This is a genomic window from Methyloglobulus morosus KoM1, from assembly GCF_000496735.2.
In the GTDB taxonomy this organism is placed as follows: Bacteria; Pseudomonadota; Gammaproteobacteria; order Methylococcales; family Methylomonadaceae; genus Methyloglobulus; species Methyloglobulus morosus.
On record NZ_AYLO01000008.1, the window covers coordinates 78,391 to 103,368 of the forward strand.

Sequence of the window (24,978 nt, forward strand, 5' to 3'; positions counted from 1 at the left end):
AGATGCACTCGCCAATATTTACTTAATCGTAACACACTAAAAGTCCACTGACTTACGCAGGTACCAACCCCCCAAAGTGCTGTGTTTGCCGTTATTCAAATAGGCGTAGATATTCGAATTGAGCCATACATTTAGATACAAGTCCCTAAGTCAAATACGTAAATTTCGAACAACAGGTTACTTAAACCCTAAAATGACAGAAACAACCATTCACTTATTCGCTGTAGGCTTCAAAAGCCGTTTTTCGGTACGACTTTTTAAACACGGCAGCCAATTGTTGAAATGCATGTTATTGACATGTTTGGTATTGCCGTTAATTTCCTCTTGCAATCTTACAAATCAAGTTCGCTTAAGCACGGGGACAACAAATTACAGCCATTATCCCGATGGAGGAGGCTTGTATGTTTCTGCGGCATTTGGCCCTGACGGCCGCTTATGGCGGGTTGTGCCAGAAAAGCATTTTATTTATGTCGATGTTTCGTCAGATTTAGGCAAAACTTTCAGCGCACCTGTCCGTATCAATAAGGAATCCCAACAAATCAAGGTAAGCGGTGAAAACAGGCCGGGCATAGTTGTTGATCGGCTTGGACATATCTATATAATTTATGCCGCCGAAAGCAACCAGCCATCCACTATTTTTTATAGTGTCTCCAAGGACGAAGGCCGCAACTTTTCTGCGCCCGCGCCGCTAAGCGACAATGCCGCTGACGCCAACACCTTCCAAGGCCGATTCGGAGTGGATCGTAAGGATAAAGTCTTTGTGTTTTGGCACGATGAGCGCAACCGCACCGATTGGCGGCAGGCAGGAAACGCCATATACTTCACCACTATAGACGGGAACACGGGCCTGAGCACCCCTGCACGAAAGGTGTCCGATACCCTGTGCGATTGCTGCCGTATTGCTACGGCTTTTGACAAGGCTAACCAAGCCGTCTTGTTTACGCGCTTTATTTATCCGGTCGGAATTAGGGACCACGGCTTGTTAAAAATCCAAGCAGATAACAAAGAACCGTTGTCCTGGCGCGTCACGTTCGACAACTGGGTTATCGAGGGTTGTCCTGAACACGGCCCGGCTCTTGCCATCAGCGAAGACGACAGATACCACATTGCTTGGTTTACCCAAGGTAGTGTCCGGCAAGGTTTGTTTTATGCCTATTCAACTGATGAAGGACAACATTTTTCAAACCCATTAGCTTTCGGTGAGTTGAAAAACTTGCCCAGCCACCCCGATATTCTGGCGCAAGGCCAGCACATTATCCTGACTTGGACAGAATTTGACGGCAAACAAACACAGCTTAAGGTAATGCATTCCAATGATGCTGGCGTGACGTGGTTGCCGGCAAAATCCATTGGGAGACTCAATTCAGAAGCAGACTTCCCATTCCTGCTGAACAATAAGCAAGGCGTGTTTGTCTCGTGGAATAGCAAGATTGACGGCTATCAATTGATTCACGTGAATTGATAGCCGGAAAATTTTTGCGATATTTAATTAAAACTGCTCGCCATGCTACATTCGAGAATTAACTATTAATTTTTCACTGAGGGACTCCCTAGTTTAGGCAAGTCGCATTATCGTGTGAAAAATGCCTAAAAATCCCTCCTGAAATCCAGTGTCATAATCGCAAAACTGTGTGGAAAAGTAGATAAGCCAATGCTTATTCGACAATGATCCCCTTCGGTTATTACTAAACGTCGGCAAAACCAGAAGCGCACAAACCATTATCAACACCAAACCTCTCGTACTACAACAAAATACCTTGTTTGCACCACCTCGTAAAGCGTTTGAACACGAAGTTCCATTTACCTATTCCCAATGAAGAAATTATCTTGATTCCTTGCGCCTGTTTAAAACTCCGTCCACGCGCCATCGCTATCTAGAGGTTTGGCAGGTTTTTCCTTACTTTTAGGTGTTTCTGGATTTGCAATAAGGCGTGGCACTGGCTTTTGAACAACGTTCGGGCTGTTAACAGGGCGGAGCACTGTCAACAGCCCGGTGCCCGAATCAAGGCGGAATTGCGCCATCGTCTCGGTTAACATATCAGCTTGTTCCTCCAAGGATTCGGCGGCCGCCGATGCTTGCTCGACCAGCGCGGCGTTTTGTTGCGTCACCTCGTCCATCTGGTTCACGGCTTGATTTACCTGGTCGATGCCTGAGCTTTGCTCCGCCGAAGCCGATGCGATCTCAGACATGATGTCGGTGACGCGGTTGACCAAGACCACAATTTCGTCCATGGTCTTGCCTGCTTCGCTGACCAGCATACTGCCGTCTTTTACTTTTTCGACCGAATCGCCGATCAAGCCCTTGATTTCTTTTGCCGCCGCCGAACGTTGCGCCAGGTTGCGCACCTCGCTCGCCACCACCGCAAAGCCGCGCCCCTGTTCACCTGCACGGCCCGCTTCAACCGCTGCATTTAGGGCCAGGATGTTGGTCTGTAAGGCAATGCCATCAATTACGCTAATAATATCAACAATTTTACCGGCACTTTCATTGATGGCGTTCATGGTGCCGACTACTTGCTGCACAACGTTCCCGCCCTTGATCGCCACATTCGATGATTCCAAGGCTCTTTGGTTAGCCTGTTTCGCATTGTCAGCGTTCTGTTTGACCGTGGAGGCCAGCTCTTCCATGCTGGAGGCGGTTTCTTCCAGGCTGGCCGCTTGTTGTTCTGTGCGATGGGACAAGTCGGTATTGCCAGAGGCAATTTCCTTGGCTGCGGTGTTAATCGCTTCCACAGCGGACTTGATATCCAAAACCAATTTCGACAGGTTTGCCACGGTGACATTGCAGTCGTCTTTTAATTGGCCAAACATCCCTTGGTATTCATTGGTGATCTTTTCGGTGAGGTCGCCCCGCGATAAGGCGTCCAATATTCGCATCACTTCGCTCAAGCCTACGTGGCTGGTTTGCATCAACGTATTGATGTCTTTGCCCAAAGCTAGGAAGAAGCCTTCCTTTCCGGACAACTCTATGCGTTTGGTAAAGTTGCCTTGCCCAGCAGCGTTTACGATATCAGCGACTTCGCTTTCAATGGCGACTTCATTGGTACGGTCATTCCATTCGACAACCGAGCCCAAACGTTCTCCCTGTTCGGTAATTACCGGATTGGCGACCAATGAGAAAGTACGCCCACCTATTTGGATCTGGGTACGATGGGTACTGGTGAAACTGGTCAACATGCCTCGTTGGTGCGACGGTTTCTTATGAAATTGGTCTATGTTTGAGCCCATTAGGCGGGAAACATTGAAGCTCGGCAAGGCTTTGCGTACGTCAGCCTCTGCCTGTGTCAACATGCCGACAATGGATTTATTCATGTAAATGATGTTATGTTCGTTGTCGGCCATCATCACGTTGGTGGAAACATTGTCCAAGGCGATGCGGATGCGGGAATTTTCGGCAGAAAGTTTCTCTTCCTTCTCACGGGCTGCAATTTCTGCCGCTTGGTGCGTTAATTCGGCTGTCATGTCTACCCATTCCGCTACGGTGCCTAACTCAGCGCCATTACCATCAATGACGGGGTTGACAGTCACCTGCAGGTTGCGGCCACCTATTTCCAACATGGCAGTGTGGCTGGATGTCAGGTTCTTCAGTAGCCGCGCTTGGTGCTCCGGAGTACTGTGGAAACAGTCGATGTTGACACCAACCAAGTTGTCGGCGTTGAAATTCGGTAACTGTTTGCGGATGCTTGTTTCAGCTTCTTTAAGCAGCTTTTGCACGGACTTGTTTACATAGGTGATGTCCCGGTCGGTGTCGGCGATCATGATCCCTGTACTGACGTTGTTTAATGCACCCTTGCTGGCTATGAGCCCAGCCAATACGTCATTGGTGGCGTTGAGGGATTCCTTAATGGTGTTAAAATCACCTTTGTAGTTAGTGGTGATCTTAGGCGGTAAATTGCCCTTTCCAATATTATGGACATAATCCGTTAACATAAATAACGGCTCCGTCAACGCATCGAGTATCATGTTGACACCTTCCGCAGTCGTTCGGTATAAACCATCCGGCAGATTACCTAATCCCATTCGAGTAGACAGTTTACCAACCTGGATACCTCCAATCACTTTGCTGAACTCCTTATCGAAGAGTGTTGATGTGCTTATGTGACGGTGGCCTTCCAAAGCCCGCTGTTCTATCTTAACGGCTTTTTTTTCAATGCCTGCATGAGTGGGACGACCGGATCATTGCCTGATGTGTCGATGTGGCCGATAAGTTCGCCGTCCGTCATCAGATCGACGATTTTCACCGCCTCTTCGATACGGGATTTTAATATTTTGTTGCCTGAAAATAACATATGGATCCCCTTGGTTTTACGTTAATTTTTAAATAAAAAATAAGCCGTATCAAGATGCTAGGGTGTTTGAGAAACGGCCATACCGGAATTTCTGCAAACCAGGATTAGCATACAAGGCCATCGCTCAACCTGGTTTCGGACGCAACACAAAAATCTAACTTAGACTCTAACATTCTTCATAAGGGGCATTAGCAATCTGACTGCCAATGATTCCAGTAAGGCTGCGGATTCTTCCGATGAAGTGGCTGATGCTATGCCAATGGTTCTTCAATCAGGGTCGTAGCCAACTGCAAAAGCTTGCTTTTTCCCGATTTAATTTGAATATGTTATTGGATTAGCAATCGTCAGATGGGAAAGGCGAATCAACTCGAATACTAGCCCGAACCTGCGTGGTGTATACATCCCCACTCCTTTGATTTTGATAGATTGGAATAACGGTTTGGTAAGAAAAAACTGACTTGGTACGTTAATTATTCATAATGCGAATTATTTGTCAAGAAATTTATTGATACTGGGTCGTGCGCCATAACCCTAAAAATTTACCATTCCTTATCATATCAGTACGTTACTATAATTTTGTGTTGCTATAATATAGCCGTATCGAGGAAAAGCACGACCAGGATTACCATGTTTATGCCGTTCCCAGTAGAAGACCGCTGCATAACTCAGCCCAAAATCATCCTGAATTCCAACGAACCAAAAAAATAAGAAAACCTCAAAAAAACGAAAGTTCTATTCCAATTTTGATGCCGAAGTACTGCCAATTCCTCGTTTGACCGGCTATCCTGTAGCTTTTTGCGATAACGACATCAATCCTGTTCAGTAAAAAATCAACTGAGTAAAAATTCATTAACCCAATAGGAAGAGGTTTTTTGTCATGAGACTCATCTATCAGTGGTTAGGCAATCATTTGATGAATGGGGGTCATAGATCATTTGGGTTGAATAAACGGAGGCTTCCACACTACTTCAATTCGAAGTCCCCTCGGGTATTAGCCTCTAATCCGTTTATTAAACCGTCAGACTTTTTCGTCGATTACTTCAGTAGTAATGTGGGGTGACTCAAGGCAGAAATTATCGGGGCTTAAAATAACCCTTGTGAATTCAATAAATTCTATTGGTGAATTTTCGTAATGTTCGATAGTGATTTCGGCATCATCTTCTGTATATATTGGATATTTAGTTAATGCCAAAAATTCACTTCTAAGTTTCAAAAGTTTCTCGTCAACATTGATTCCGCGCTGTTCTAACCTGAGTCTGACATAGGGTTCGTTCAGAAATTCGATTGTTTTTCGTAAGGCAACCCTAAGCGTGGTTATCCGCTGCTTTGGCGTTGCTTGCAGATTCGTTAAATTATATTGTAATACAGGCAAAAGCCGTTGTGAGTGTTGCGAAAGTTCAGTATTCATATATGAAATGATCTTATTGAAAATGAGTGAGGATGGAATATTCACGCCTCATGCGACGCGTCTATTTCCCCATATTTTAAAAGTTGATAAAAAGTATATTTCTAAACCTTGATGGTTGCTATTGGTATGATTACCTAGCCAATGTAATCATATCAAGGAGGCTGGCTGACGCAGGGAATCAGATAAAAGGCCTGGTTTGAAATACAGCGTGCAAGAATCACAGACGACCCTGATGTTCATCTTGGACTAAGCGATTTGGTCTTTGAAACGATGCCTATTGGGAAGGGAATACAATTTGAATGGTTTCTTTGGCAAAAATTATAAATTTACTTTCAGTGTCGAGTACGGTCGGTGAGCACGAAAACGATGTGGTTGTTACCTAACCAAAAATATGTAAAAACAGGTTATTCAAATAATAACACAAATAACAATGAGTTAGCGCCATGTAATGGTTGCGCTAGATTCTAATCGAATACTCGTTTAACTATGCCGCCAAACGCGATTCAAGCAATGCCATAACTTCCTCACAGCCGATGACTGCTTTAGGCTGATCGCGGATATATTTCGCGAGTGCCGCAATGGCGTACCAGTTTGAATGCTTGTTTACAAAGCTGAAAGCCGCCAAAAAAAGCTCTATCAGTTTTCTGTCGCGTTCGGCTTTGTCTGGCATAAAACATTCCATGTAGTCCGTAATCAGCTCAATATCAGCATTGCCACCATAAAAACGCAGTGCAGCAATATTGACAAGATTGGCATTAAAAACTTCATCATCCCGCAATGCTATATATTTGGCTTCTGCCAACGATCCCGCCAAAACATTGATGACATCCGCTTCAAAAGCGCTGCGAAACTCTTCTTGCTGTTGCCAGGAAAAATCCTGAGTAAGGCCCGAAAACGATAACGGCAAACTCTGTATTAATCGACCTCCTTCAACTTTCGCAGTGTATTTGTCCTGTAAGCGCGAGAGGTGTTGCCCCTCTTCATCTTGTTGCGTAATGATGATTTGAAAATGCACAGCCGGTAGTCGTTTTAGTTTATTGCCCAGATAAATGGCGGTAGCCCGGCCTGCTTGATGATAAGCGCTACCCTTATCGATATGGATCTGAGATTCTCGTTGGCTATTAGAAGCCGTGCGATGTTGTTTCATATTCGCCTCGTTGAAAAAAATGCGGACTCAACGTCAGCCCGCTTTTATAGAGAGGAAGGATACCAACTGCTGCAGGACGTGAACACCCACAAAAGTCGGTAACAGTCTAACGTCATTTCCCAGCAGTTGGTATGTGACAAATTGTCGCACCCTAAGGCGCATAGTTATGCCGCATAAATCAATATCCTGGCTGAATGTCTTAATACCTCTATGTGAAAAAATATCTTTTCGAACGGGCTTCTTCAAATAAGGACATGATAATTTGCTTGTTGCGCCTATCTGAAACTGTAAAAGCAGGATGTACAATTTATTTAAATAACAATAAGATATAAATTATTGTGTTGATTATTTGGTTTACCTTGACAAATCAAGACAACCGGTCGTATTATAAATCCGTGATGATGCCTAAAAAACAAATTAACAAAGAAAACCTCCTCGCCCAAGGGGTACAACTATTGATGCAACAGGGATATCATGGTACGGGACTTAAAGAAATCCTGGATGCTGTACAAATCCCTAAAGGATCTTTTTATAACTACTTTGCAAGCAAAGAAAGTTATGCTGCCGAGGTCATCCAGTATTACATCGAGCCTTTCATCATACAACTCGATAGCCACCTTCAACACCCTGAATGCGATGGCTTGACTGCCCTTAAGAATTATTTCAATGAATTGATTGTCGAACTGGAAAAAGCGAACTTTAAGGGTGGTTGCCTACTGGGCAACTTGATGGGAGAAATCGGCGACACCAGCGAAATCTGCCAGAAATCCTTGCAGTTGGCGATCCAACGATATCAAGGTTTACTCGCTGCCGGACTGAAAAAAGCGCAAAAGGAAGGCACGATCCGCACGGATAAATCTGCCGATGAGATGGCGGATTTATTGGTAAATATGTGGCAAGGCGCATTGCTGCGAATGAAGATAGAGCAAACGGCTGAGCCATTAAAGCAATGTTGCCATGATTTACTGGATGATTATTTCAAAGTGTGATGTAATTACATTAAAGACGACTGGTCGTATTTTATTAGAGGAGAACGAAATGCCGAAATACCTTATAGAACGAGAAATACCTGGTGCTGGTGCTTTGACACCCGACCAACTGCAAGCTATATCCCAGAAATCCTGTGGCGTCCTACGCGGAATGGGACCGCAAATCCAATGGCTGGAAAGCTATGTGACCGATGATAAGGTCTATTGCGTTTATATCGCGCCGGATGAAGCGACTGTTAGGTCACATGCCGAACAAGGCGGTTTCCCGGCGAATAAAATTTCTCAGATTAAAACGATTATCGATCCCACCACCGGTGAAAGTTAACCGCATTGACATCTTTAACCCAGAGGGGACACGCCATGCAAGTGACATGGGATGAAAACAAATGTTGTCATACTGGGGTTTGCGTTAAATCCTTACCTGACGTGTTTAGGATTGAAGACGGCCAATTTGTCATTGACCCATCTAAAGCTAGCGAAGCAGAGGTTAAGGACATTGTCTGCCAATGCCCATCAGGAGCGTTGGAAACAAAGGATTGACGTTATCGGTTCCATCGTTAAATAAAATAACTACAAAATCAGAGAGGAAAACATGAAAGCAAACACACCAAACCTGAGCAACAAGTTAAAGACTATATGCGCGGTGGCTTTAAGCACCGTAGCCTTGAGCGGAATAACCACCCATTCAGCGCTCGCCGATGAAACCTGCCTATCGCCTTATGCGCCAAAAATCACCGGACAGGAAGATTTTGTCTACATCTGGACATTAGGCATAGAAGGCTTGGGCGACGAACAAGATAAGCTCGTGACAGTTGATGTCAACCCGAAATCGAAGACTTACGGTAAAGTCGTCAATACTTTATCAGTCGGCGGGCGTAATGAAGCGCATCATTCAGGTGTAACCGATGATAGGCAATATCTTTGGGCGGCAGGTTTGGATACCAACAAAGTATTCGTGTTCGACATCCATACCGACCCCGCAAAACCGACCTTGACTAACACCATTACCGACCTGGTAGCCAAAAGCGGCGGCGTCGTTGGCCCACACACCACGTATGCGTTGCCTGGACGCATGATCCTAACGGGGCTATCCAACAACAAAGATAACGGCGGGCGCACCGGCTTGGTCGAATACACTAACGACGGCAAATACATCGACACCCACTGGATGCCGACCGACAGCGACCTGCAAGGCGCGGTTAAAACCGGGAAATACGCCGACGGCTACGGCTATGACCTGCGCGTGATGCCACGCAATAACTTGATGCTGACTTCGTCGTTCACTGGCTGGTCGAATTATATGATGGATTTCGGCAAAATGCTGGCTGATCCTGAAGCGATGAAACGCTTCGGCAATACCGTGGTGCAATGGGATTTACACACCAAACAGCCGAAAAAAGTGTTTGACGTCCCCGGCGCGCCATTAGAAATACGCTGCGCCTGGGGCGAAAAACACGACTATTGCTTCACCAGCACCGCTTTAACCTCAAAAATTTGGCTTATCCACAAAGACAAAAAAGGTGAATGGCAAGCCAAGGATGTCGCTGACATCGGTGACCCCGCCAAAATCCCGCTGCCCGTGGACATTTCCATCGCTAGCGATGACAAATTATTGTGGGCAAACACTTTCATGGACGGCACGACCCGCGCCTTTGACATCACCGATCCGTTCAAGCCCAAACAAGTGTACGAACATAAAATCGGCGCACAGGTGAACATGGTATCCTCAAGCTGGGACGGCAAACGCATCTACTTTACTTCCTCGCTACTGGCAAACTGGGACAAAAAAGGCAAAGACAACGAGCAATTCTTCAAAGCCTACGATTGGGACGGCAAAAAGCTAAACGAGAAAATCGCCATCGACTTTACCAAAGAAAAACTCGGTAGGCCGCATCAAATGGTATTTGGGGCTTATCAGCTTTACGGTGGCGACAAGACGACCAAGAAAGGTAAGGGATAGCGACTTGCGTGGCATATAGTCGTAATGTCGACAATCTGGCGTTTATCGACTATATTTCTGGTTTGTTCTAACACAGCCACCAAGGTAAACATCCAATGTCGCAAAGAATCCTGTACTTTCTAACTCCCGGCGCAAACATTAGCCCCTTTGATGTAACGATGGCGGCTGATGCGGGCTTTGATATTATCCTGCCGATCACAAACGTAGACCCGAAACAAGTGACCGCCATTGTACAGGATGCGATTTTTTGCCGCCCCCCTAGCCGCTTTAATGACACGGGCATATTTATCGGTGGCCGCGACGTGCATTTGGCGACAGATATGTTCCAAAGCGCCAAAAAGGCGATGGTCGGCCCGTTTGAAGTGGGCGTTTTTGCTGATCCTAATGGCGCTTATACCACGTCGGCCAGTGTTGTCGCACTGGTCGATCAGGTGCTTAAAGAACATCATGGCAAGAGCTTAAACGGATGCAAGGTTTCTATATTCGGTACAGGCCCTGTCGGCACTTGTGTGGCAATCCTGGCGGCGAAACAAGGCGCTAGCGTTAGCTTGTGCCAATTAGTCGCTGAAGATGAGCAGCGGGCAGTCATTAGTTTTTGCGAACGCTATCAAACTGATGTGAAATGGGTTTCAACCCAAACCAATAAGGAAAAAACGGAAGAAATCGAAAACTCTGATGTGATAGTCTGCGCTGCAAAAGCGGGCATACGCATACTGGAAGGACATTTGAACAATGCCAAAAAATTACTGGTGGTAGCGGACACCAACGCCGTACCTCCCAGCGGCGTAACGGGGGTAAATTTGAATGATTTAGGCGCAGCCGTTGACTTTGCCTACGGCAGCTTCCGCAGTATCGGGCCCATGGCTATCGGCAATTTAAAATACAAGACCCAATTTGGTTTGTTTGAGGAAATCCATAAGGGAAGCAAGGCTGCGCTGATCGATTTTACTGATGCCTATGCGTTTGCCTTGTCAGTGCTTGAGAAGAAAGCGAAAAAACAACAGGCCGGATGAAGGCATTGACGGGAATCTTTTGCCAGTGTGCCCCCCTCGGATTAAGGAGTTCCTAAAAATTCACAAAGTCCTTATCCGTAGCGGGTATTTTCAGGGATTCACTTTATTGATCGGCTCTGGTTTTCCCTGCAAATAAGAGGCATTGGGGTCGATAATAAAATGCGTGTTCATGGCGGTCCTGCCCAGTAGCATACGAAAACGCATAGATTCCCGGTTGGTCAATGTAATCTCCGCTTGTATCCGGTGCGAACCGAAATTTAACTGGGTTTCAATGACATAACGGAGTTGCCTATGCCCACCGGAATCCGAAACCAGTCGCCGGTCTTTGACGGGGGCATGGCATTCAGTAAGAAAATCGCCTTGCTTTTGCTTAGGCTGCACCGTAAACATCAACCAATTCTCGCCGCCTTTCTGGTAGGGCTCAAGGGTAACGACATGTAGCGCAGACGACCGCGCACCCGTATCGATTTTGGCTTTAATTTGGGCGATGCCCAGATCAGGCAAGGCCACCCATTCACGCCAGCCTAACATAGGCAATTCAGTTGGTTTGTCAGTCATGAGAATAAATCGTCCCCGTAATCCTCCGCCTATTAAATCGATTATTAGCTGGAATCAATATCCGATTTTGCCCATAAAGTAAAAAGCGGCTTGCGCTTTAATGCAATATGCTTCATTTTCACAAGAGCTTGCCGTTGCAGGCAATAAGCCTGTAACCTTGGGACATAGGAATCTTGGAAGCCAGCATTATGCTTGAATATACCGATTATCTAAAAATATTTATTGCCCTATTGGCTGTCGTCGATCCGTTGGCGGCAATGCCGATCATTTTCTCAATGACGGAAGGGGACAAGACATCTGACTTGAAAGAAATCTCCCGAACCGTTGTGTTGTCGGTCACTACGGTATTGTTGGTGGCACTTTATCTTGGGCAAGAGGTGCTGAAATTCTTCGGTATCAGCCTAAACTCGTTCCGGGTGAGCGGCGGAATCCTGCTCATGCTGATGTCGCTGTCAATGCTACAAGGCAAAATCAGTGAAACCGTCCGCAACGAGGAAGAAGCGAAAGAAGGCGAAACAAGGCAACGAGCCGTTGTGCCCATATCAATCCCGTTGTTGGCAGGCCCTGGTGCGATTAGCACGGTCATACTTTACGCCCATAAGGGCAACGGATTACAGCACTATTTTATGATAAGCCTTGATATTATTGCCGTTGCCGCTATTTTATGGTGTGTATTACGGGCAACGCCTTGGCTAACTGAGCGTTTGAGCCAAACTGCAATCAATATTGTGATTCGACTGATGGGGCTAATTTTATTGGCGCTAGCCGTTGAATTTATTGCGGGTGGGCTGAAAGGCTTATTCCCTAAATTAGCGTGATAGGGATGCAGCCTTGTGGCTGAGGAAACCCGCCGTCAATGGCCAATACTTCACCATACGATGCCTCTAGCGACTTCCCTGTTAGATTAAGCAATGCTCCACACCTTTAAGTCAACACTCTCGTCAAGTTCTAAGGTATTGACGCGGCGTAGCTTCTGCTTAGGTCCCAACTCGCTGTCGTACACTTTTTTGATACCGTCGCCCAGTGAGCTTTCAATGTCGCGAATATTGGAAACCAAGCGTTCCAGGCCGCTGATTTCGACCGAAGCCGCCTGATCCGATCCCCACATGGCGCGGTCAAGGGTAATATGCCGCTCAACAAAGCAAGCGCCCATCGCCACGGCTGCCCAAGTGGGCGCCAAACCCGTTTCATGGCCGGAATATCCGATAGGGACGTTGGGATATAGCGTTTTTAGGGTGTGCAACATCCGTAGATTCAATTCGCTGGTTTTGCAGGGATAGGTGGATGTGGAATGCGCTATCAATAAATTCTCACACCGAATCAATTCAATAGCCGCCTCGATTTCCACCATCGTAGACATACCGGTAGATACAATCATAGGCCGCTTTGTCGAACGTTTCTTTTTCAATAAAGCCGCATCGGTTAATGAAGCGGATGCAACTTTGTAACAGGGCGGATCAAATTGTTCCATAAAATCGACAGCTTCTTCGTCCCAACAGGAAGCGAACCAGTCAATTTTGAGGTCTTTGCAGATCCTGTCAATTTGGGTGTATTGGGCCTTATTGAATTCGACTTTATGGCGATATTCGATATACGTCATGACGCCCCAAGGGGTATCGCGCTTAATGTCCCGTTGGTCTGGAGGTACGCATAAATCAGGTGTCCTCTTTTGGAACTTGACTGCATCACAACCCGCTTTTGCCGCACCTTCAATTAATCGGCGTGCGTTATCAATATCACCGTTATGGTTGATGCCGATTTCAGCAATGACGTAGACCGGATGTTGATCGCCAACCCAACGATAACCTACTTTTACTTCATTTTTTATCTTATTCATTGTGATCCTTAAAAATGAGTTATTACTTAGTATCGATGGGCAATAATCCATTCCGCAAAATCACGGAATGCCCCTTGCCCGCCATTCGTCTTGCAACGGTAGATAACGGCATCGATTATCTTCGGCATTGCATCTTGCGGTGCTGCAGTCAGTCCCTTTTGATTGACCGTGTTTATCACGTCCAAATCATTGTAGTCATCCCCTATGTAAGCTATTTCTTCCAGTTTAAAATCTGTCTTGGCCAGGATTTCGAGCAGCTTTTTAGGTTTGTCTTTAATGCCTAAATAAAGATATTTAATAGTTAATTTGTCTGCCCTTGTTTTAATGCTGCCTGAAATTTCCCCCGACATGATGCCGGTTTCAATGCCACAATCCCTCAAGCGTTCTACGCCCATGCCATCCCGGATGGAGAACCGTTTCATGATTTCGCCCGCGTCGGAATAATAAACGCCCGTGTCGGTTAGCACGCCGTCATTATCGGTCAGCACCAATTTGATTTTTTTGGCCCTGCTGACAATTTCATTCCTGTCTAACTGGCTGTTCATTGACTCCCCTGCCCTACCACGCTGTCCATCCCCCGTCGACGACAAGGTTCGCACCCGTCATGTAACTTGAAGCATCGCTAGCAAGAAAAATGACAGGCCCTTGATAATCGGTGGGCTCTGCCATTCGACCCAGCGGTGTGCGTTTTGCATAATTAGCGACAAAAAATGGATCTTGGTGATTTTCGACGCCGCCAGGCGATAAGGTATTGACCCTGACCCCCCGATGACCCCAATAGGCGGCAAGGAACCGGGTAAAGGAAATGACTGCGCCTTTGGTGACAGGATAGGCAGCCGATTTATAAAAGCTTTGTGAGCCGTCCGCACGGGCATACAAAGATTGATCCGGTGCGACCAAGCCATAAGTGGAGGCAATATTGATGATGCTGCCAGAGCCTTGTTTCGCCATTTCATTGCCCAAGACCTGGGCGCATAAAAATAGGCCGGTGATATTGACATCCAGCGAACGCTGGAACAATTCCAAGGGATAATTCTCAAATTTGGATTGCTCTGCCGCCGCAGCCGGATTTTCAAACATATCGTTAATGGCGGCGTTATTGACTAACGCATCAATTTTCAAAAACTGTTCGAGAATTCGGTCTTTAAGTTCGACAACGGATTCCTTATGGGTGATGTCGCAACTTAACCCTAACGATTTTATCGAGTATTCGATTGATAATTCGCTGGCGAAAACGTCACAGGCTTGCTGGTCTAAATCAGTCACAACCACATTCGCCCCGGCTTCGGCTAACGCCCTGCAATGATTTTTGCCCATTAGCCCCAAACTGCCCGTGACAACGGCGACTTTGCCCTCTAACGAGAAAAGTTTAGGCATAGGTAAATGATCCATTACAATTTTGGCTTGGTATTAAAGTTAGTGACTTTCCTGAATACCGGCTCGACAGGCAACCCTTTTAAAGAGCCGGAGACGTTGTTTTCATCCACCGCTTTTTTCAATAGGCTTAAGACATCGCCATAAGCTTGCAAGGTGTAATCGATGTCGCTGTCGGTATGGGAAAAACATAGATTGTGGAATCCGCCCCATAAAATCCCGCGCTTAATCATTTCTTGCTGTACTAAGGATTTCATCAGCAAGGCATTTTCAGTGGCATGGGAAAAGGTAATGATCGTCCGTGCATCCGCCCCGTTGCAGGCGGTATAAGGCATATTCAGGGACTGCGCGATTTCGTTATAGCCGTCCTTCAGTTTTTTACCTTGTTGGGCTAAAAATCCGGGGACATTGTGCAACCGTAATTCATTGATCGTCGCTTTGGCCGCCGCCAACGAAAGCGCTTCCCCTCCGAAAGTGGTAAAGAAGAAAATATCTTTGTCGCATAGCTGCATCAATTCCTGCTTGCCGCACAAAATCGAAAGCGGCATCCCATTGGCAACGGCTTTGGAAAAGCAAATCAAGTCTGCATCGACACCAAAATACTGTTGCGCCCCGCCAACCGATAGCCGAAATCCCGTCCACATCTCATCAAAAATAAGCACAATGCCTTTTCGGGTACAGAGCTCGCGGAGTTTTTGCAGAAAGCCGTCCTTGGGCGCTTCAAAGACGGTCGGTTCAAGAATGATGCAGGCAATATCGTCATCCAGCGAATTTTCCACCGATTCGATGTCGTTGTAGTTAAAGGTGAAGGTCAATTCACTGACGGATAAGGGAACACCCTTGTCCCGGTCGGTAACGCCAATGTACCAATCATGCCAGCCGTGATAACCGCAACACAGGACCTTGTTCTTAGCCGTTGCCGCCCGCGCCAGCCGGACAGCAGCCGTGGTCACGTCACAACCGGTTTTGCTGTAGCGGACCATTTCGGCATTAGGGACAACATCGCGGATCAATTCGGCGACTTCAACTTCCAACGGGTGCATTTGTGAAAACGTAATGCCATCGTTCAATTGCTCTCGTATCGCGCTATCGACCGCCTCGTAGCCATAACCCAGCGATATGGGCCCAATAGCCATTTGGTAATCGATGTATTCATTGCCGTCCACATCCCAAACATGCGAGCCCTTGCCTTTTTTTAAATATTTAGGCGCGATGCCATGGATGTATTGTCCCGGCCCTTTCGCCAGGGTTTGGGTATAGGCGGGTATTAACCCTGTCGCGCGTTGATACAACGCATTGCTTTGATCGATCACGGGATACAGCTCGTTAAATTTGACCGAGTTAGCCCTGGCTTTGGACTCTCCTTGCATCTGTTCGTGGTAATTTTTCATAAGCTTGCGTCGCAATTCCATTAGATAATTCTGGTCTGGGATTGGGTGACAGTTGACAATTCAGTCAAATGATTTCGATACCAATTAACGCCGTTGTATTGTGAATTGATCCGGACAATCTCAGGTTTCCTGTCCAGTAAGTCCAAGATATGGGTCAAGGTAAAAATCGGGTTTCCCGGTGTCCAAAGCTCTTCGTAGATCACCTGGATAAATTCATAATCTTCTGGATAATCAACCGTAAAACGGTGCGACATGGAATAGTCCAGGCCAGTTTCCCATTCGACATTACCAATCCGAAACCGGCCCGGCTGATCCCAAACATAAGGTGTCGTGTGTTCCCGTTCAAAAGGGTTTTTGGCGTTAAGCCAGGCCCATTCCAGCGCAGCAAAGGACACCACTTCAACATCATTCCCGTCTGGGTATGTCGCCGGGTGTAAGTTGCTGACGTAATCGTATTGCTGGGGATGGTCGAGATAAAAATTCAATACCTTATCAATAATGGCAGGGTCGATCAGCGGGCAATCGGACGGAATTTTCACGACAGCGTCCGGTTTGCCGGCTAACGCCGCTTGATAATGTCGGTCGAGCAAGTCAGTCGAATGCCCGCTAAAACAATCTAATCCGTTTAATTGGCATAGCTTACGTATGGGCTGGTCTTCGGCATCGGTCGTTGTAGCGATAACAAATTCAAACGGCGTTTTCGCCGCCAGAATTCGCTCCGCCTGCCTTAACAGTAACGGCTGCCCGGCCAACGGCATCATCACCTTATTGCCAAACCGGGACGACCCTGTCCTTGCCTGCATAATGACGAGAATTTTCATTTACGGATTCGGGCGTAGCCGTTGTTGAATGCGGTTGGTAAAGTGCTTGACTACCGGCGCCCAATTTTCAGTCGGAAGCAACCTGGGTCTCGAATACCGTATTGGGATAACTCCACTTGCCACTTCCTGACGGACAATTTTTGCAATATGGTTGGCCGAATTTCCGTCATTTTGGATAGGTGTCAACCTTTTTAAGGTTTCAAGCGGATAATCGGAATAAACTTCCTTGCCCAATGCAATGCCGACATAAACCGTTGAGGAAAAACGTGTTATTAAGGTTTCGCAATTTGCGATCATCTGTTCGGCACCACCTAATTCATAGACCAAGGCCTGTGGTGCCCATTGGTTAATTTCTCGGGTTGCTTTCGCAAAATTTTCGTTGGGGTGCAGCTTAAAGATAAGCTGCCGTCCGTTTGCAACTGCTAACGCATTCTCAATGATTTTTTTGCGGTTTTCGTACTGGAACGTTTCGCGTGTGTCCGAGGTACAGACCAATACGAAATTTTTGTGCGGAAAATCATTCTCGTGGTATTTCGCACAATGGTCAAAGTTAGGTATCCCAGTGACACAGATTTTTTCTGGATTTACGCCTTTGCGGATAAATAAATCACGATAACCTTCACTGGCGACACAAAATTTTTGGTAGGCCTGACTTAATCCTGTTGTTGCCGTGCCGGCAATCCAACGCGGCAGGAAAGGCAATGCCTTGACTAAATGAAAAGCCAAGTTTTCTGGATCGGTCATCCCCTCTTGCACCAGGATGATTTTCTTATGGTGAATGTTTCTTTGCACCACTAAGTCGGAACAGGTAACGACTAATTCGTAATCGTATTGGCTGCCGCCGTTGTCGATAGGCAGATTATGTTGTTGCAAATAAGCAAGACAGCGCTGGATCAACTTATTGCCCATGACGGTCATCTCGGCAAGCCGCGCGTGGTAAAGCGCTTTTTCAAGACCATCCGAATAATAAGGCGTAAACCAAGCCTCATATTCGGGTAAGGCGTTAGCAATTTGGTGCATTTGGGTGGTCTGGTTAATTGAACCACAGATAAACAAGATTTTTTTCTTCTGCATAGGCTTCAGTAACTAGGGGTAAATAGCCTGTTCTTTTTAGGAAACTAAGACTCTCAACCCGATTGTACAAACCAATTGTTACAACTTTTCAAGTCAAAAAAACTTGTTGATATTTTTTAAGGGGAACATTAATTAATGTTCTTGGACAAGCCATGATTGACATTAATCATAGGGTTTTATGCCTAAATATGGCCCAACCATGAGGAACAACCCGTGTGGAGACAGCTAAAATGACCGGACACTTTCAAACGAAAGATTATACGTTTCAAACGGGGTGTTGATGTGTCGCCAGTAATGGCACAGATGTCATGTAATTAAGCGGGCCTTATCTTTTTGATACTCAGCCATTGAATTTAGGGGATCAGAAAAACCACTGGCATGGTCCTGATGCTAATCTGGCAGGCTGTGTGGCCAACAAGAATGTGTGCCCAATGAAGGGGTTGACATGGCCTTGTTTCGGCGCAGGCATTATTTCTTGGGTCAGTTTTCGGAAATCTTGAGCAGCCAGCCATCGGCAGCCCGGCACGACGGAATCTTGGAATCGATTTTGACATCGACCCGCGCAGCCGTATTGTGAAGCGAATCAGGGATCTTGCCTTTCACCACATAAAACGGGTCTTTAAATTCACTGACAACGTCAACATCCTGCTTTTTGATTTGTACGGAGACCTGCTCGGGGTCGTCGAGATTGGACACCACAAAAGAAAACGCCGAGCCCGGTGCAACGGTTGACAAATGTGCCGGCTGCATCTTGCTCAACTGTGGGCGGACACAAGAAGCGCCTCCCATCGCAGCATTGCCATTGCCACGATGCCCACTATGATCCATTGCCGCATGGGCATCAAATAACGAACAGGTAAGCAAGGCTATCAACAAGGGCATTTTTTTCATTTGGCTAATCCTGTGTATACAGTTGACGAAAACTCCACCTGGACTTGATTATACCCTTTATTCAGTGAATCCAATGTCGTCAATTATAGGACGTCTTTCGACAGGTTCGGGACGGACGATAAGGCTTTAAGGTTCCGTTCGTGATGGGCGTAACTGGTCGAGCGGTCAAGCCATGATCGGAATTGATTTAGCCGGAGATTCCTTAAAATAATCCAACAAGACCCTAATACGCCGTTTTCTTAACCCTTAATCTATCTGTTATTGGCGGTTATGATTTTCCTCGCCAAGGGGAAAGTCGACCCGTGCGGTTTGGGATATAGTTGTATGTTTCCAGGTTTTATAGTATTTTGTAAACGGTATTTTAGGCTGTCGCCGTAAAACTTGGGCCCAGTCATTAATGTCAATGTTGTTTGGCCATCGTTAGATCTTTAAGGGACGCGATGGCGGAAATTGAGATCAAGCCAATGCTGAATTACATCATCGACCGGGTGCAAGCAAGGATTAATGAGCGGACTTTATGGGATGGGATAACCATTAGATCATAAGCCTAATTGCGTTAATTGTAACGCCCGTGGTCAAAGTTGCTGTGGATAGGTTTATGTTGCGGTGCCTGGACGTTGTAGGAAAGAGAAAAAATATAATAACATTTTATTAACCTAAATTAGGCCGCCATTTTGTACTTTGGTGGGCGTATCTATAGCCTGGGAGCACACAACGATGTCTACAAAAGAAGAATATTTAGCCAAACTGAAAACCCAATTGGATAGCTGGCAAGCGGAAGTCGGTGAACTGGAAGCTAAAGCAAGTGAGGCGGTGGAAGACCTTAAACCAGAAATTGAGGAACAAATTACCAACCTAAAAGCTAAATTTGCTGAAGGCGAAGTGAAGTTTAACGAATTGGCCGATGCGACCGAAGAGGCTTGGGAAGAATTGAAGGTTGATGCGGAAGCAAAATTCAACGAGTTGATCGGTGACTTCAAAGAAGATGTTCAGGAAGCCGTGGTAGAAGCGAAAGGTATTTGTGCAAAAATTAAAGCCTTTTTCAGCTAAACCATCAAAAAAGCGACTGCTGTTTTAAACTATTAGTCGTCGTCAGTACGCAGAGTTTTCCTGTTTAGCCTAAGCATTAAAGCACACAAAGGACGGCTTAAAAGCCGACCTTTGTGTTGCTTTGGGTTAAGCCGGATAGTTTTTTCAAAAACATGTTTTCAATTATCCCTTTAGCCGCCCATTTTTTGGGTTAGCTTCAAAAATCGCTGATACCTAGTCATCGCTATCTTGCCGTCTTCCGCCGCCGCACGCACCGCGCAGCCTTTGTCTTGGTGATGGCTGCAATCATTGAACTGGCAGTTATCTATAAAAGGCTGGAATTCCCGGTAACCTTGGGCGAGTTGTTGCCGGTTCAAGTCCGCTAGCCCGAATATGGCCACGCCTGGGCTGTCGATTAAATCCCCGCCGTTGTCGATGTGGTAAAGCGTTGCCGCTGTGGTGGTATGCCGGCCATGTTTGGTCGTTTCTGAAATCGAGTTTGTCCTTACGTTTTTATCGGGGACTATCACGTTGGTAATAGAAGATTTGCCTACGCCCGATTGGCCTGTCAGCACACTGGTTTGCTTCTGTAAGGCGAGTTTTAATTCAGGCAAACCACTGCCTGTTTTTGCGCTCACCTTGTGTATCTGATAGCTTAACTCTTGATAAATCCGTAACTCGTTTTCCAGCGCTTCGGGTACCGGTAAGTCTAGCTTATTTAATATCAGGGCGACATTGATCTGGCTGTTCTCGCAAACCGCCAGATATTGGTCGATAAGCAAGAAATCGCAATAAGGCTCAACGGCGATGACGACAAAAACGGCATCGATATTGGCGGCAACAGGACGGATTTTGTTGTTCCTGGCAGGCCTTGCCAACAATGACCGACGGGGCAGTATGGACTCGATCCGTCCCTGGCCTGGGGCCGATAGCGTCCATAACACCTTATCGCCGACTGCCACTGTCTCTAGTTTTCTCAACGGTTGGCAAAGGATAATTTTATCGTCATGCTCAACCGCGATCCCCTGCCCTACATGCGCGATAACCACACCTTCCTCAAATAATGCAGACGCAGGACTTTCCTTAGAAACGACCATTCGCCCCTGCTTGCTCATGGCTTATGCGGACTGCATCTTGGTTTCCAGATGGGCGATACGAATGGCGGCGGGAGGATGGCTATAGTGGAATGCCGAATACAAAGGGTCTGGTGTCAATGTGCTGGCGTTTTCTTCATACAGCTTGACCAGGCCGCTAATCATTTTGGTGGCTTTGGCATTAGCGGCGGCAAAATCGTCCGCCTCAAATTCAAATTTGCGTTGGAAATAAGCGCTGATGGGCTGCATAAAGAAAGTGAATACCGGCGATACCAGCATAAACAACAGTAATGCAGCCGCATTAGATGGCTGTTCTACACCCAAACCGTTATAGAACCAGGGCTCATGGATCAGCCAACCCAAAATTGCTAAACCAATCAGGCTCATGATCGACGTCGCAACCAGCATTTTGATGACGTGCTTGCGTTTGAAATGGCCTAATTCATGGGCTAAAACGGCTTCAAGCTCCTCTTCATCCAGTGAATTCACCAAGGTATCGAAAAATACGATGCGTTTGTTGTTACCTAAGCCAGTGAAATAGGCATTGCCATGGCCAGACCGCTTTGAGCCGTCCATGATGAAAATGCCTTGGCTATTGAAGCCGCATCGGACGAGCAAGCCCTGTATACGGTCTTTCAACGAACCGTCCTGCATTGGCGTAAATTTGTTGAACAAGGGCGCAATAACCGTCGGGAACAACCAGCTCATCAGCAAGGAAAACCCCATTATGATCGCCCATGCCCACAGCCACCACAGCGACCCTACACTGTCCATCACCCACAAAATCAAGGCCAATATGGGTAAGCCGATTGCTGCGCTTAAACCCAATTGCAGAAGATGGTCTTTGACAAATTGCGCGACGGTGCTTTTGTTGAAACCGTATTTTTCTTCGATAACAAAGGTTTGATACAAGCTGATGGGGATTTCAATCAATGCCATAACCAGGAATACGGCGACGAGTGCGCAAATCCCCGCCCACAGAGGCGACGTGACCTGAGCCGCCCAGAATACAAATGACGCATTGATGCCGCCGCCTACTGTCAACGCCAACAAAACGATAATGCCGAGTACGCTGTCTATCGTCCCCAATTTGCCTTTTTCGATGGTGTAATCTGCCGCTTTTTGGTGTGCTTCCAGGGAAACTCGGTCTTTGAATGCATCCGGTACGGCGGAACGATGACTGGCAACATAGTCTGCTTGGCGTTTGGATAACCAGAATTGGGTAGCGTAACAGATAACCAAAGCTATCAAAAAGATGAGAGTAAAGCTGTTCATGGGTTAAAATCGTCTGTGTTTAGAGCAAAGTGCCGTGATAAACCAATGCTACACTAACTATCGCCCAATTAATATAACGGAAATTTCAAATGGCACAAGATGCCCAAAACCTGATATGGATCGACCTGGAAATGACCGGCCTGAATCCCGATACCGACTTGATTATCGAGATCGCGACCGTCATTACCGACAAAAACCTGAATATCCTTGCCGAAGGCCCTGCATTGGCGGTGCATCAACCCAATGCCGCCTTGTCAGCGATGGATGACTGGAACCAAAAACATCACGGGGAATCGGGGTTGGTTGATCGGGTGCGTGCATCCAAGATCAGTGCGGAAGAAGCCGAAACAATGACCATTGCATTTTTGCAGGATTGGGTGCCTGGAAGGATTTCTCCCATGTGCGGCAATACCATCGGGCAAGATCGGCGCTTTCTAGTCAAATATATGCCCAAGCTGGAAGCTTATTTCCATTACCGCAGCATTGATGTCTCGACGTTGAAGGAATTGGCGGCGCGATGGGCGCCCAACCTGAAAGACGGCTTCAAAAAAGAGACCAAGCATGAAGCCTTGGCGGATATTCTTGAATCGATTGAAGAATTGCGTTATTACCGCGAGCATTTTATTAAATTCCCCGATAATTAACATGGGCATTTTGGAGGCTTGAACTTCCGATGAATCAATTGCTAGCCATCGCACTGGGCGGCTCATTCGGTGCGGTGTTCCGCTTCCTGGTGTCAACCGGCATTTACCAATGGCTAGGCCGTGGCTTTCCTTTCGGTACGCTGGTGGTCAACATCATCGGTTCTTTCCTGCTCGGCTTATTGACTGAGGCCTTGGTCGTGCAGCGCATCACGTTTGCCCATGATTACCGCGCCGCCATCCTGGTCGGCTTTATCGGCGCGTTCACCACGTTTTCCACCTTTTCCCTGGAAACCTTGTACCTTATTGAGCAGGGCAGTTTGACGAAAGCGGCAGGCAACATCTTTGTCAGCGTAACGGCCTGTATCCTGGCGGTTTGGTTGGGCTTGCTGTGCAGTCGCGGCTTGTTTTTCTGGTCAGAAGGTGCAATAAGCTGGAAGGGCATCACGATTCCTTATGCGTTGATGGTTATCAACCTGATCGGCGCTTTTATCATCGGCTTCGTGGCTGCCCTTGTTTTAACTAAAACCACGCTGCCAGAACCCAGCCTTGTCACCCTGATGGCGGTGGTCATCGGTACGTACTTGGTGTTGTCCGGTTTGTACATCACCTTGTACCTGATCGACCAAGGCCACTCATTTTCCACCCAAATAAATTTATTGCTGGGCACTTATGCCATAAATACCGTGTTGTGCTTATTAGTGATATGGGTGGGTTTTGTGGCCGCAAAAGACCTATAATTCGTTTTTTATCCGTTTTTTATTGAATAGGAAATACCGTGCTAGACCCCCGATTATTCAGGACAGACCTCGATAAGGTTAAGCAACAACTGGACAGGCGTTCGTTCGCGTTCGACCCCGCACCTTATATGGCGCTGGAAACCAGGCGCAAAGCAGTGCAGGTTAAAACCCAGGAATTGCAGAATGAACGCAACAGCCGCTCCAAGCTGGTTGGGCAAGCCAAAGCCAAAGGTGAAGATGTCCAGCCCATTTTGGATCAAATGCAGCATCTCGGCGATGACCTGAAAACGGCAGAAGCGGAATTGGCTGTCGTACAAAACGAAATGACGGCATTGATGGCTATTATCCCCAACATCCTGGATGAATCCGTCCCTGACGGCAAAAACGAAGAGGCCAATGTCGAGGTCAGCCGTTGGGGTTCTGTACCCGAATTTACATTCACGCCGAAAGACCATGTCGATTTAGGGGCGATCCACAACCGGATTGATTTTGGGCTGGGCGCAAAAATCGCTGGCGCACGCTTTGTGGTCTTGAATGGTGCGCTTGCCCGCTTGCAACGCGCCATCATCCAGCTCATGTTGGATACGCACACCGCCGAACACGGTTATAGCGAAACCTACGTGCCTTATCTGGTCAATGCCGACAGCTTATACGGCACAGGCCAGTTACCCAAATTTGAAGCCGACTTGTTCAAGGCCAACGATGACCCCGCGTTGTACCTGATCCCGACGGCGGAAGTGCCTGTGACGAATATCGTGCGCGATGTCATTGTCGATGCCAAAGATCTGCCGCTTAAATTCGTCTGCCATAGTCCCTGCTTCCGTAGCGAAGCAGGCGCATATGGGCGCGACGTGCGCGGCATGATCCGCCAGCACCAGTTCGAGAAAGTGGAAATCGTCCAAATCGTCAGGCCGGATGAGTCCGTCCGGGCACACGAAGAACTGACCCGCCATGCCGAAATCATCCTGGAAAAGCTGAACCTGCCTTATCGCAAGATGCTGCTCTGCGCGGGCGACACCGGATTTTCATCCGCAAAAACCTATGACCTCGAAGTCTGGCTGCCAGGACAAGGCGCATACCGGGAAATTTCCTCATGCAGCAATTTCAAGGACTTCCAGGCGCGGCGTTTACAAGCGCGCTGGCGTAACCCAGAAACCGGCAAACCGGAATTAGTGCATACCTTGAACGGCTCAGGCCTGGCAGCGGGTAGGACCTTGATTGCGGTGATAGAGAATTATCAGGACGGGCAGGGGCGGATACATATTCCTGATGTGTTGTTGCCGTATATGGGGGGGGTGAAGGTTATTGAGTGATTTGTTTAACCATTTGATGGTGTTGCTTGATTCATGAAATCTCTGAGTAAGTCTTTCGACAGGACGAACGGCTGGTAGTTGATTCCGTTCGTGGTGAGCTTGTCGAACCATGAACGGAATCAATATTGTAATTT

The 24,978-nt window shown here is 47.0% G+C and carries 25 protein-coding genes; 11 read left to right on the forward strand and 14 right to left on the reverse strand.

Annotation, left to right across the window (positions count from 1 at the left end):
• Positions 1–193 precede the first annotated feature (193 nt).
• On the forward strand, positions 194–1,462 hold the full coding sequence (locus MGMO_RS01155) for a sialidase family protein (protein WP_023493173.1): 1,269 nt from the start codon (positions 194–196) through the stop codon (positions 1,460–1,462).
• A gap of 383 nt (positions 1,463–1,845) precedes the next feature.
• Here MGMO_RS01155 and MGMO_RS01160 read toward each other — a convergent pair whose 3' ends face one another.
• The 4 genes from MGMO_RS01160 to MGMO_RS01170 form a co-directional block, all read right to left on the reverse strand.
• Positions 1,846–4,059, reverse strand: a complete 2,214-nt coding sequence (locus MGMO_RS01160) for a methyl-accepting chemotaxis protein (protein WP_023493174.1) — start codon at positions 4,057–4,059, stop codon at positions 1,846–1,848.
• Positions 4,060–4,127: 68 nt separating this feature from the next.
• Positions 4,128–4,289 carry a hypothetical protein gene (locus tag MGMO_RS19815; RefSeq protein WP_023493175.1) on the reverse strand — a complete coding sequence of 54 codons (162 nt, stop codon included), beginning with the start codon at positions 4,287–4,289 and terminating at the stop codon, positions 4,128–4,130.
• A gap of 1,018 nt (positions 4,290–5,307) precedes the next feature.
• A complete protein-coding gene (locus MGMO_RS01165; protein WP_023493177.1) occupies positions 5,308–5,697 on the reverse strand; it encodes a hypothetical protein in 390 nt (129 codons plus the stop codon).
• Positions 5,698–6,181: 484 nt separating this feature from the next.
• A complete protein-coding gene (locus tag MGMO_RS01170) occupies positions 6,182–6,844 on the reverse strand; it encodes a hypothetical protein (RefSeq protein ID WP_023493178.1) in 663 nt (220 codons plus the stop codon).
• 401 nt (positions 6,845–7,245) lie between these two features.
• Here MGMO_RS01170 and MGMO_RS01175 point away from each other — a divergent pair, with 401 nt between their 5' ends.
• The 5 genes from MGMO_RS01175 (at position 7,246) to MGMO_RS01195 (ending at position 10,806) form a co-directional block, all read left to right on the forward strand.
• Positions 7,246–7,833: a TetR/AcrR family transcriptional regulator gene (locus tag MGMO_RS01175; protein WP_036306451.1), complete on the forward strand. Its 588-nt coding sequence runs from the start codon at positions 7,246–7,248 to the stop codon at positions 7,831–7,833.
• A 49-nt stretch (positions 7,834–7,882) separates the two neighbouring features.
• Complete coding sequence (locus MGMO_RS01180; RefSeq protein WP_023493180.1) at positions 7,883–8,158, forward strand: DUF4242 domain-containing protein; 276 nt, start codon at positions 7,883–7,885, stop codon at positions 8,156–8,158.
• 35 nt (positions 8,159–8,193) lie between these two features.
• The gene (locus tag MGMO_RS01185) at positions 8,194–8,373 is read left to right on the forward strand and encodes a (4Fe-4S)-binding protein (RefSeq protein ID WP_023493181.1); all 180 of its coding nucleotides are present in this window, start codon (positions 8,194–8,196) and stop codon (positions 8,371–8,373) included.
• Positions 8,374–8,425: 52 nt separating this feature from the next.
• A complete protein-coding gene (gene mtoX, locus MGMO_RS01190) occupies positions 8,426–9,793 on the forward strand; it encodes a methanethiol oxidase (protein ID WP_023493182.1) in 1,368 nt (455 codons plus the stop codon).
• A 95-nt stretch (positions 9,794–9,888) separates the two neighbouring features.
• Complete coding sequence (locus MGMO_RS01195; RefSeq protein WP_023493183.1) at positions 9,889–10,806, forward strand: NAD(P)-dependent methylenetetrahydromethanopterin dehydrogenase; 918 nt, start codon at positions 9,889–9,891, stop codon at positions 10,804–10,806.
• 90 nt (positions 10,807–10,896) lie between these two features.
• Here the strand turns inward: MGMO_RS01195 and MGMO_RS01200 are convergent, their stop codons facing one another.
• Positions 10,897–11,364 (reverse strand): ATP-dependent zinc protease family protein, encoded by a 468-nt coding sequence (locus MGMO_RS01200; protein ID WP_023493184.1) that lies wholly within the window; start codon positions 11,362–11,364, stop codon positions 10,897–10,899.
• Between the two features lie 188 nt (positions 11,365–11,552).
• Between MGMO_RS01200 and MGMO_RS01205 the strand changes: the two genes are divergently transcribed.
• Complete coding sequence (locus MGMO_RS01205) at positions 11,553–12,182, forward strand: YchE family NAAT transporter (protein WP_023493185.1); 630 nt, start codon at positions 11,553–11,555, stop codon at positions 12,180–12,182.
• Positions 12,183–12,268: 86 nt separating this feature from the next.
• On the opposite strand, the gene MGMO_RS01210 is transcribed toward MGMO_RS01205, so the two are convergent.
• The 7 genes from MGMO_RS01210 to MGMO_RS01240 form a co-directional block, all read right to left on the reverse strand.
• Positions 12,269–13,201, reverse strand: a complete 933-nt coding sequence (locus tag MGMO_RS01210) for an N-acetylneuraminate synthase family protein (protein ID WP_023493186.1) — start codon at positions 13,199–13,201, stop codon at positions 12,269–12,271.
• Between the two features lie 26 nt (positions 13,202–13,227).
• Complete coding sequence (locus MGMO_RS01215) at positions 13,228–13,746, reverse strand: KdsC family phosphatase (RefSeq protein ID WP_023493187.1); 519 nt, start codon at positions 13,744–13,746, stop codon at positions 13,228–13,230.
• A 13-nt stretch (positions 13,747–13,759) separates the two neighbouring features.
• On the reverse strand, positions 13,760–14,578 hold the full coding sequence (locus MGMO_RS01220; protein WP_023493188.1) for an SDR family oxidoreductase: 819 nt from the start codon (positions 14,576–14,578) through the stop codon (positions 13,760–13,762).
• Positions 14,579–14,592: 14 nt separating this feature from the next.
• The gene (locus MGMO_RS01225; RefSeq protein ID WP_200922688.1) at positions 14,593–15,966 is read right to left on the reverse strand and encodes an aminotransferase class III-fold pyridoxal phosphate-dependent enzyme; all 1,374 of its coding nucleotides are present in this window, start codon (positions 15,964–15,966) and stop codon (positions 14,593–14,595) included.
• Between the two features lie 20 nt (positions 15,967–15,986).
• A complete protein-coding gene (locus MGMO_RS01230) occupies positions 15,987–16,787 on the reverse strand; it encodes a cytidylyltransferase domain-containing protein (RefSeq protein ID WP_023493190.1) in 801 nt (266 codons plus the stop codon).
• A complete protein-coding gene (locus tag MGMO_RS01235; RefSeq protein ID WP_023493191.1) occupies positions 16,788–17,861 on the reverse strand; it encodes a glycosyltransferase family protein in 1,074 nt (357 codons plus the stop codon).
• Positions 17,862–18,341: 480 nt separating this feature from the next.
• On the reverse strand, positions 18,342–18,752 hold the full coding sequence (locus MGMO_RS01240) for a hypothetical protein (RefSeq protein ID WP_023493192.1): 411 nt from the start codon (positions 18,750–18,752) through the stop codon (positions 18,342–18,344).
• A gap of 717 nt (positions 18,753–19,469) precedes the next feature.
• Between MGMO_RS01240 and MGMO_RS01245 the strand changes: the two genes are divergently transcribed.
• Positions 19,470–19,802, forward strand: a complete 333-nt coding sequence (locus MGMO_RS01245; RefSeq protein ID WP_023493194.1) for a sll1863 family stress response protein — start codon at positions 19,470–19,472, stop codon at positions 19,800–19,802.
• Positions 19,803–19,972: 170 nt separating this feature from the next.
• On the opposite strand, the gene rsgA is transcribed toward MGMO_RS01245, so the two are convergent.
• Positions 19,973–20,896, reverse strand: coding sequence for a ribosome small subunit-dependent GTPase A (rsgA, locus tag MGMO_RS01250; protein WP_235557203.1), 924 nt, complete (start codon positions 20,894–20,896; stop codon positions 19,973–19,975).
• 3 nt (positions 20,897–20,899) lie between these two features.
• On the reverse strand, positions 20,900–22,150 hold the full coding sequence (locus MGMO_RS01255; protein ID WP_023493196.1) for a M48 family metallopeptidase: 1,251 nt from the start codon (positions 22,148–22,150) through the stop codon (positions 20,900–20,902).
• 89 nt (positions 22,151–22,239) lie between these two features.
• Between MGMO_RS01255 and orn the strand changes: the two genes are divergently transcribed.
• From orn to serS, 3 genes are read left to right on the forward strand one after another with little or no spacing between them, the layout of a single operon-like run.
• Positions 22,240–22,794, forward strand: coding sequence for an oligoribonuclease (orn, locus tag MGMO_RS01260; protein WP_023493197.1), 555 nt, complete (start codon positions 22,240–22,242; stop codon positions 22,792–22,794).
• A 29-nt stretch (positions 22,795–22,823) separates the two neighbouring features.
• Positions 22,824–23,531, forward strand: a complete 708-nt coding sequence (gene crcB, locus MGMO_RS01265; protein WP_023493198.1) for a fluoride efflux transporter CrcB — start codon at positions 22,824–22,826, stop codon at positions 23,529–23,531.
• A gap of 38 nt (positions 23,532–23,569) precedes the next feature.
• Positions 23,570–24,844: a serine--tRNA ligase gene (gene serS, locus MGMO_RS01270; RefSeq protein WP_023493199.1), complete on the forward strand. Its 1,275-nt coding sequence runs from the start codon at positions 23,570–23,572 to the stop codon at positions 24,842–24,844.
• The last annotated feature ends 134 nt before the right edge of the window (positions 24,845–24,978 follow it).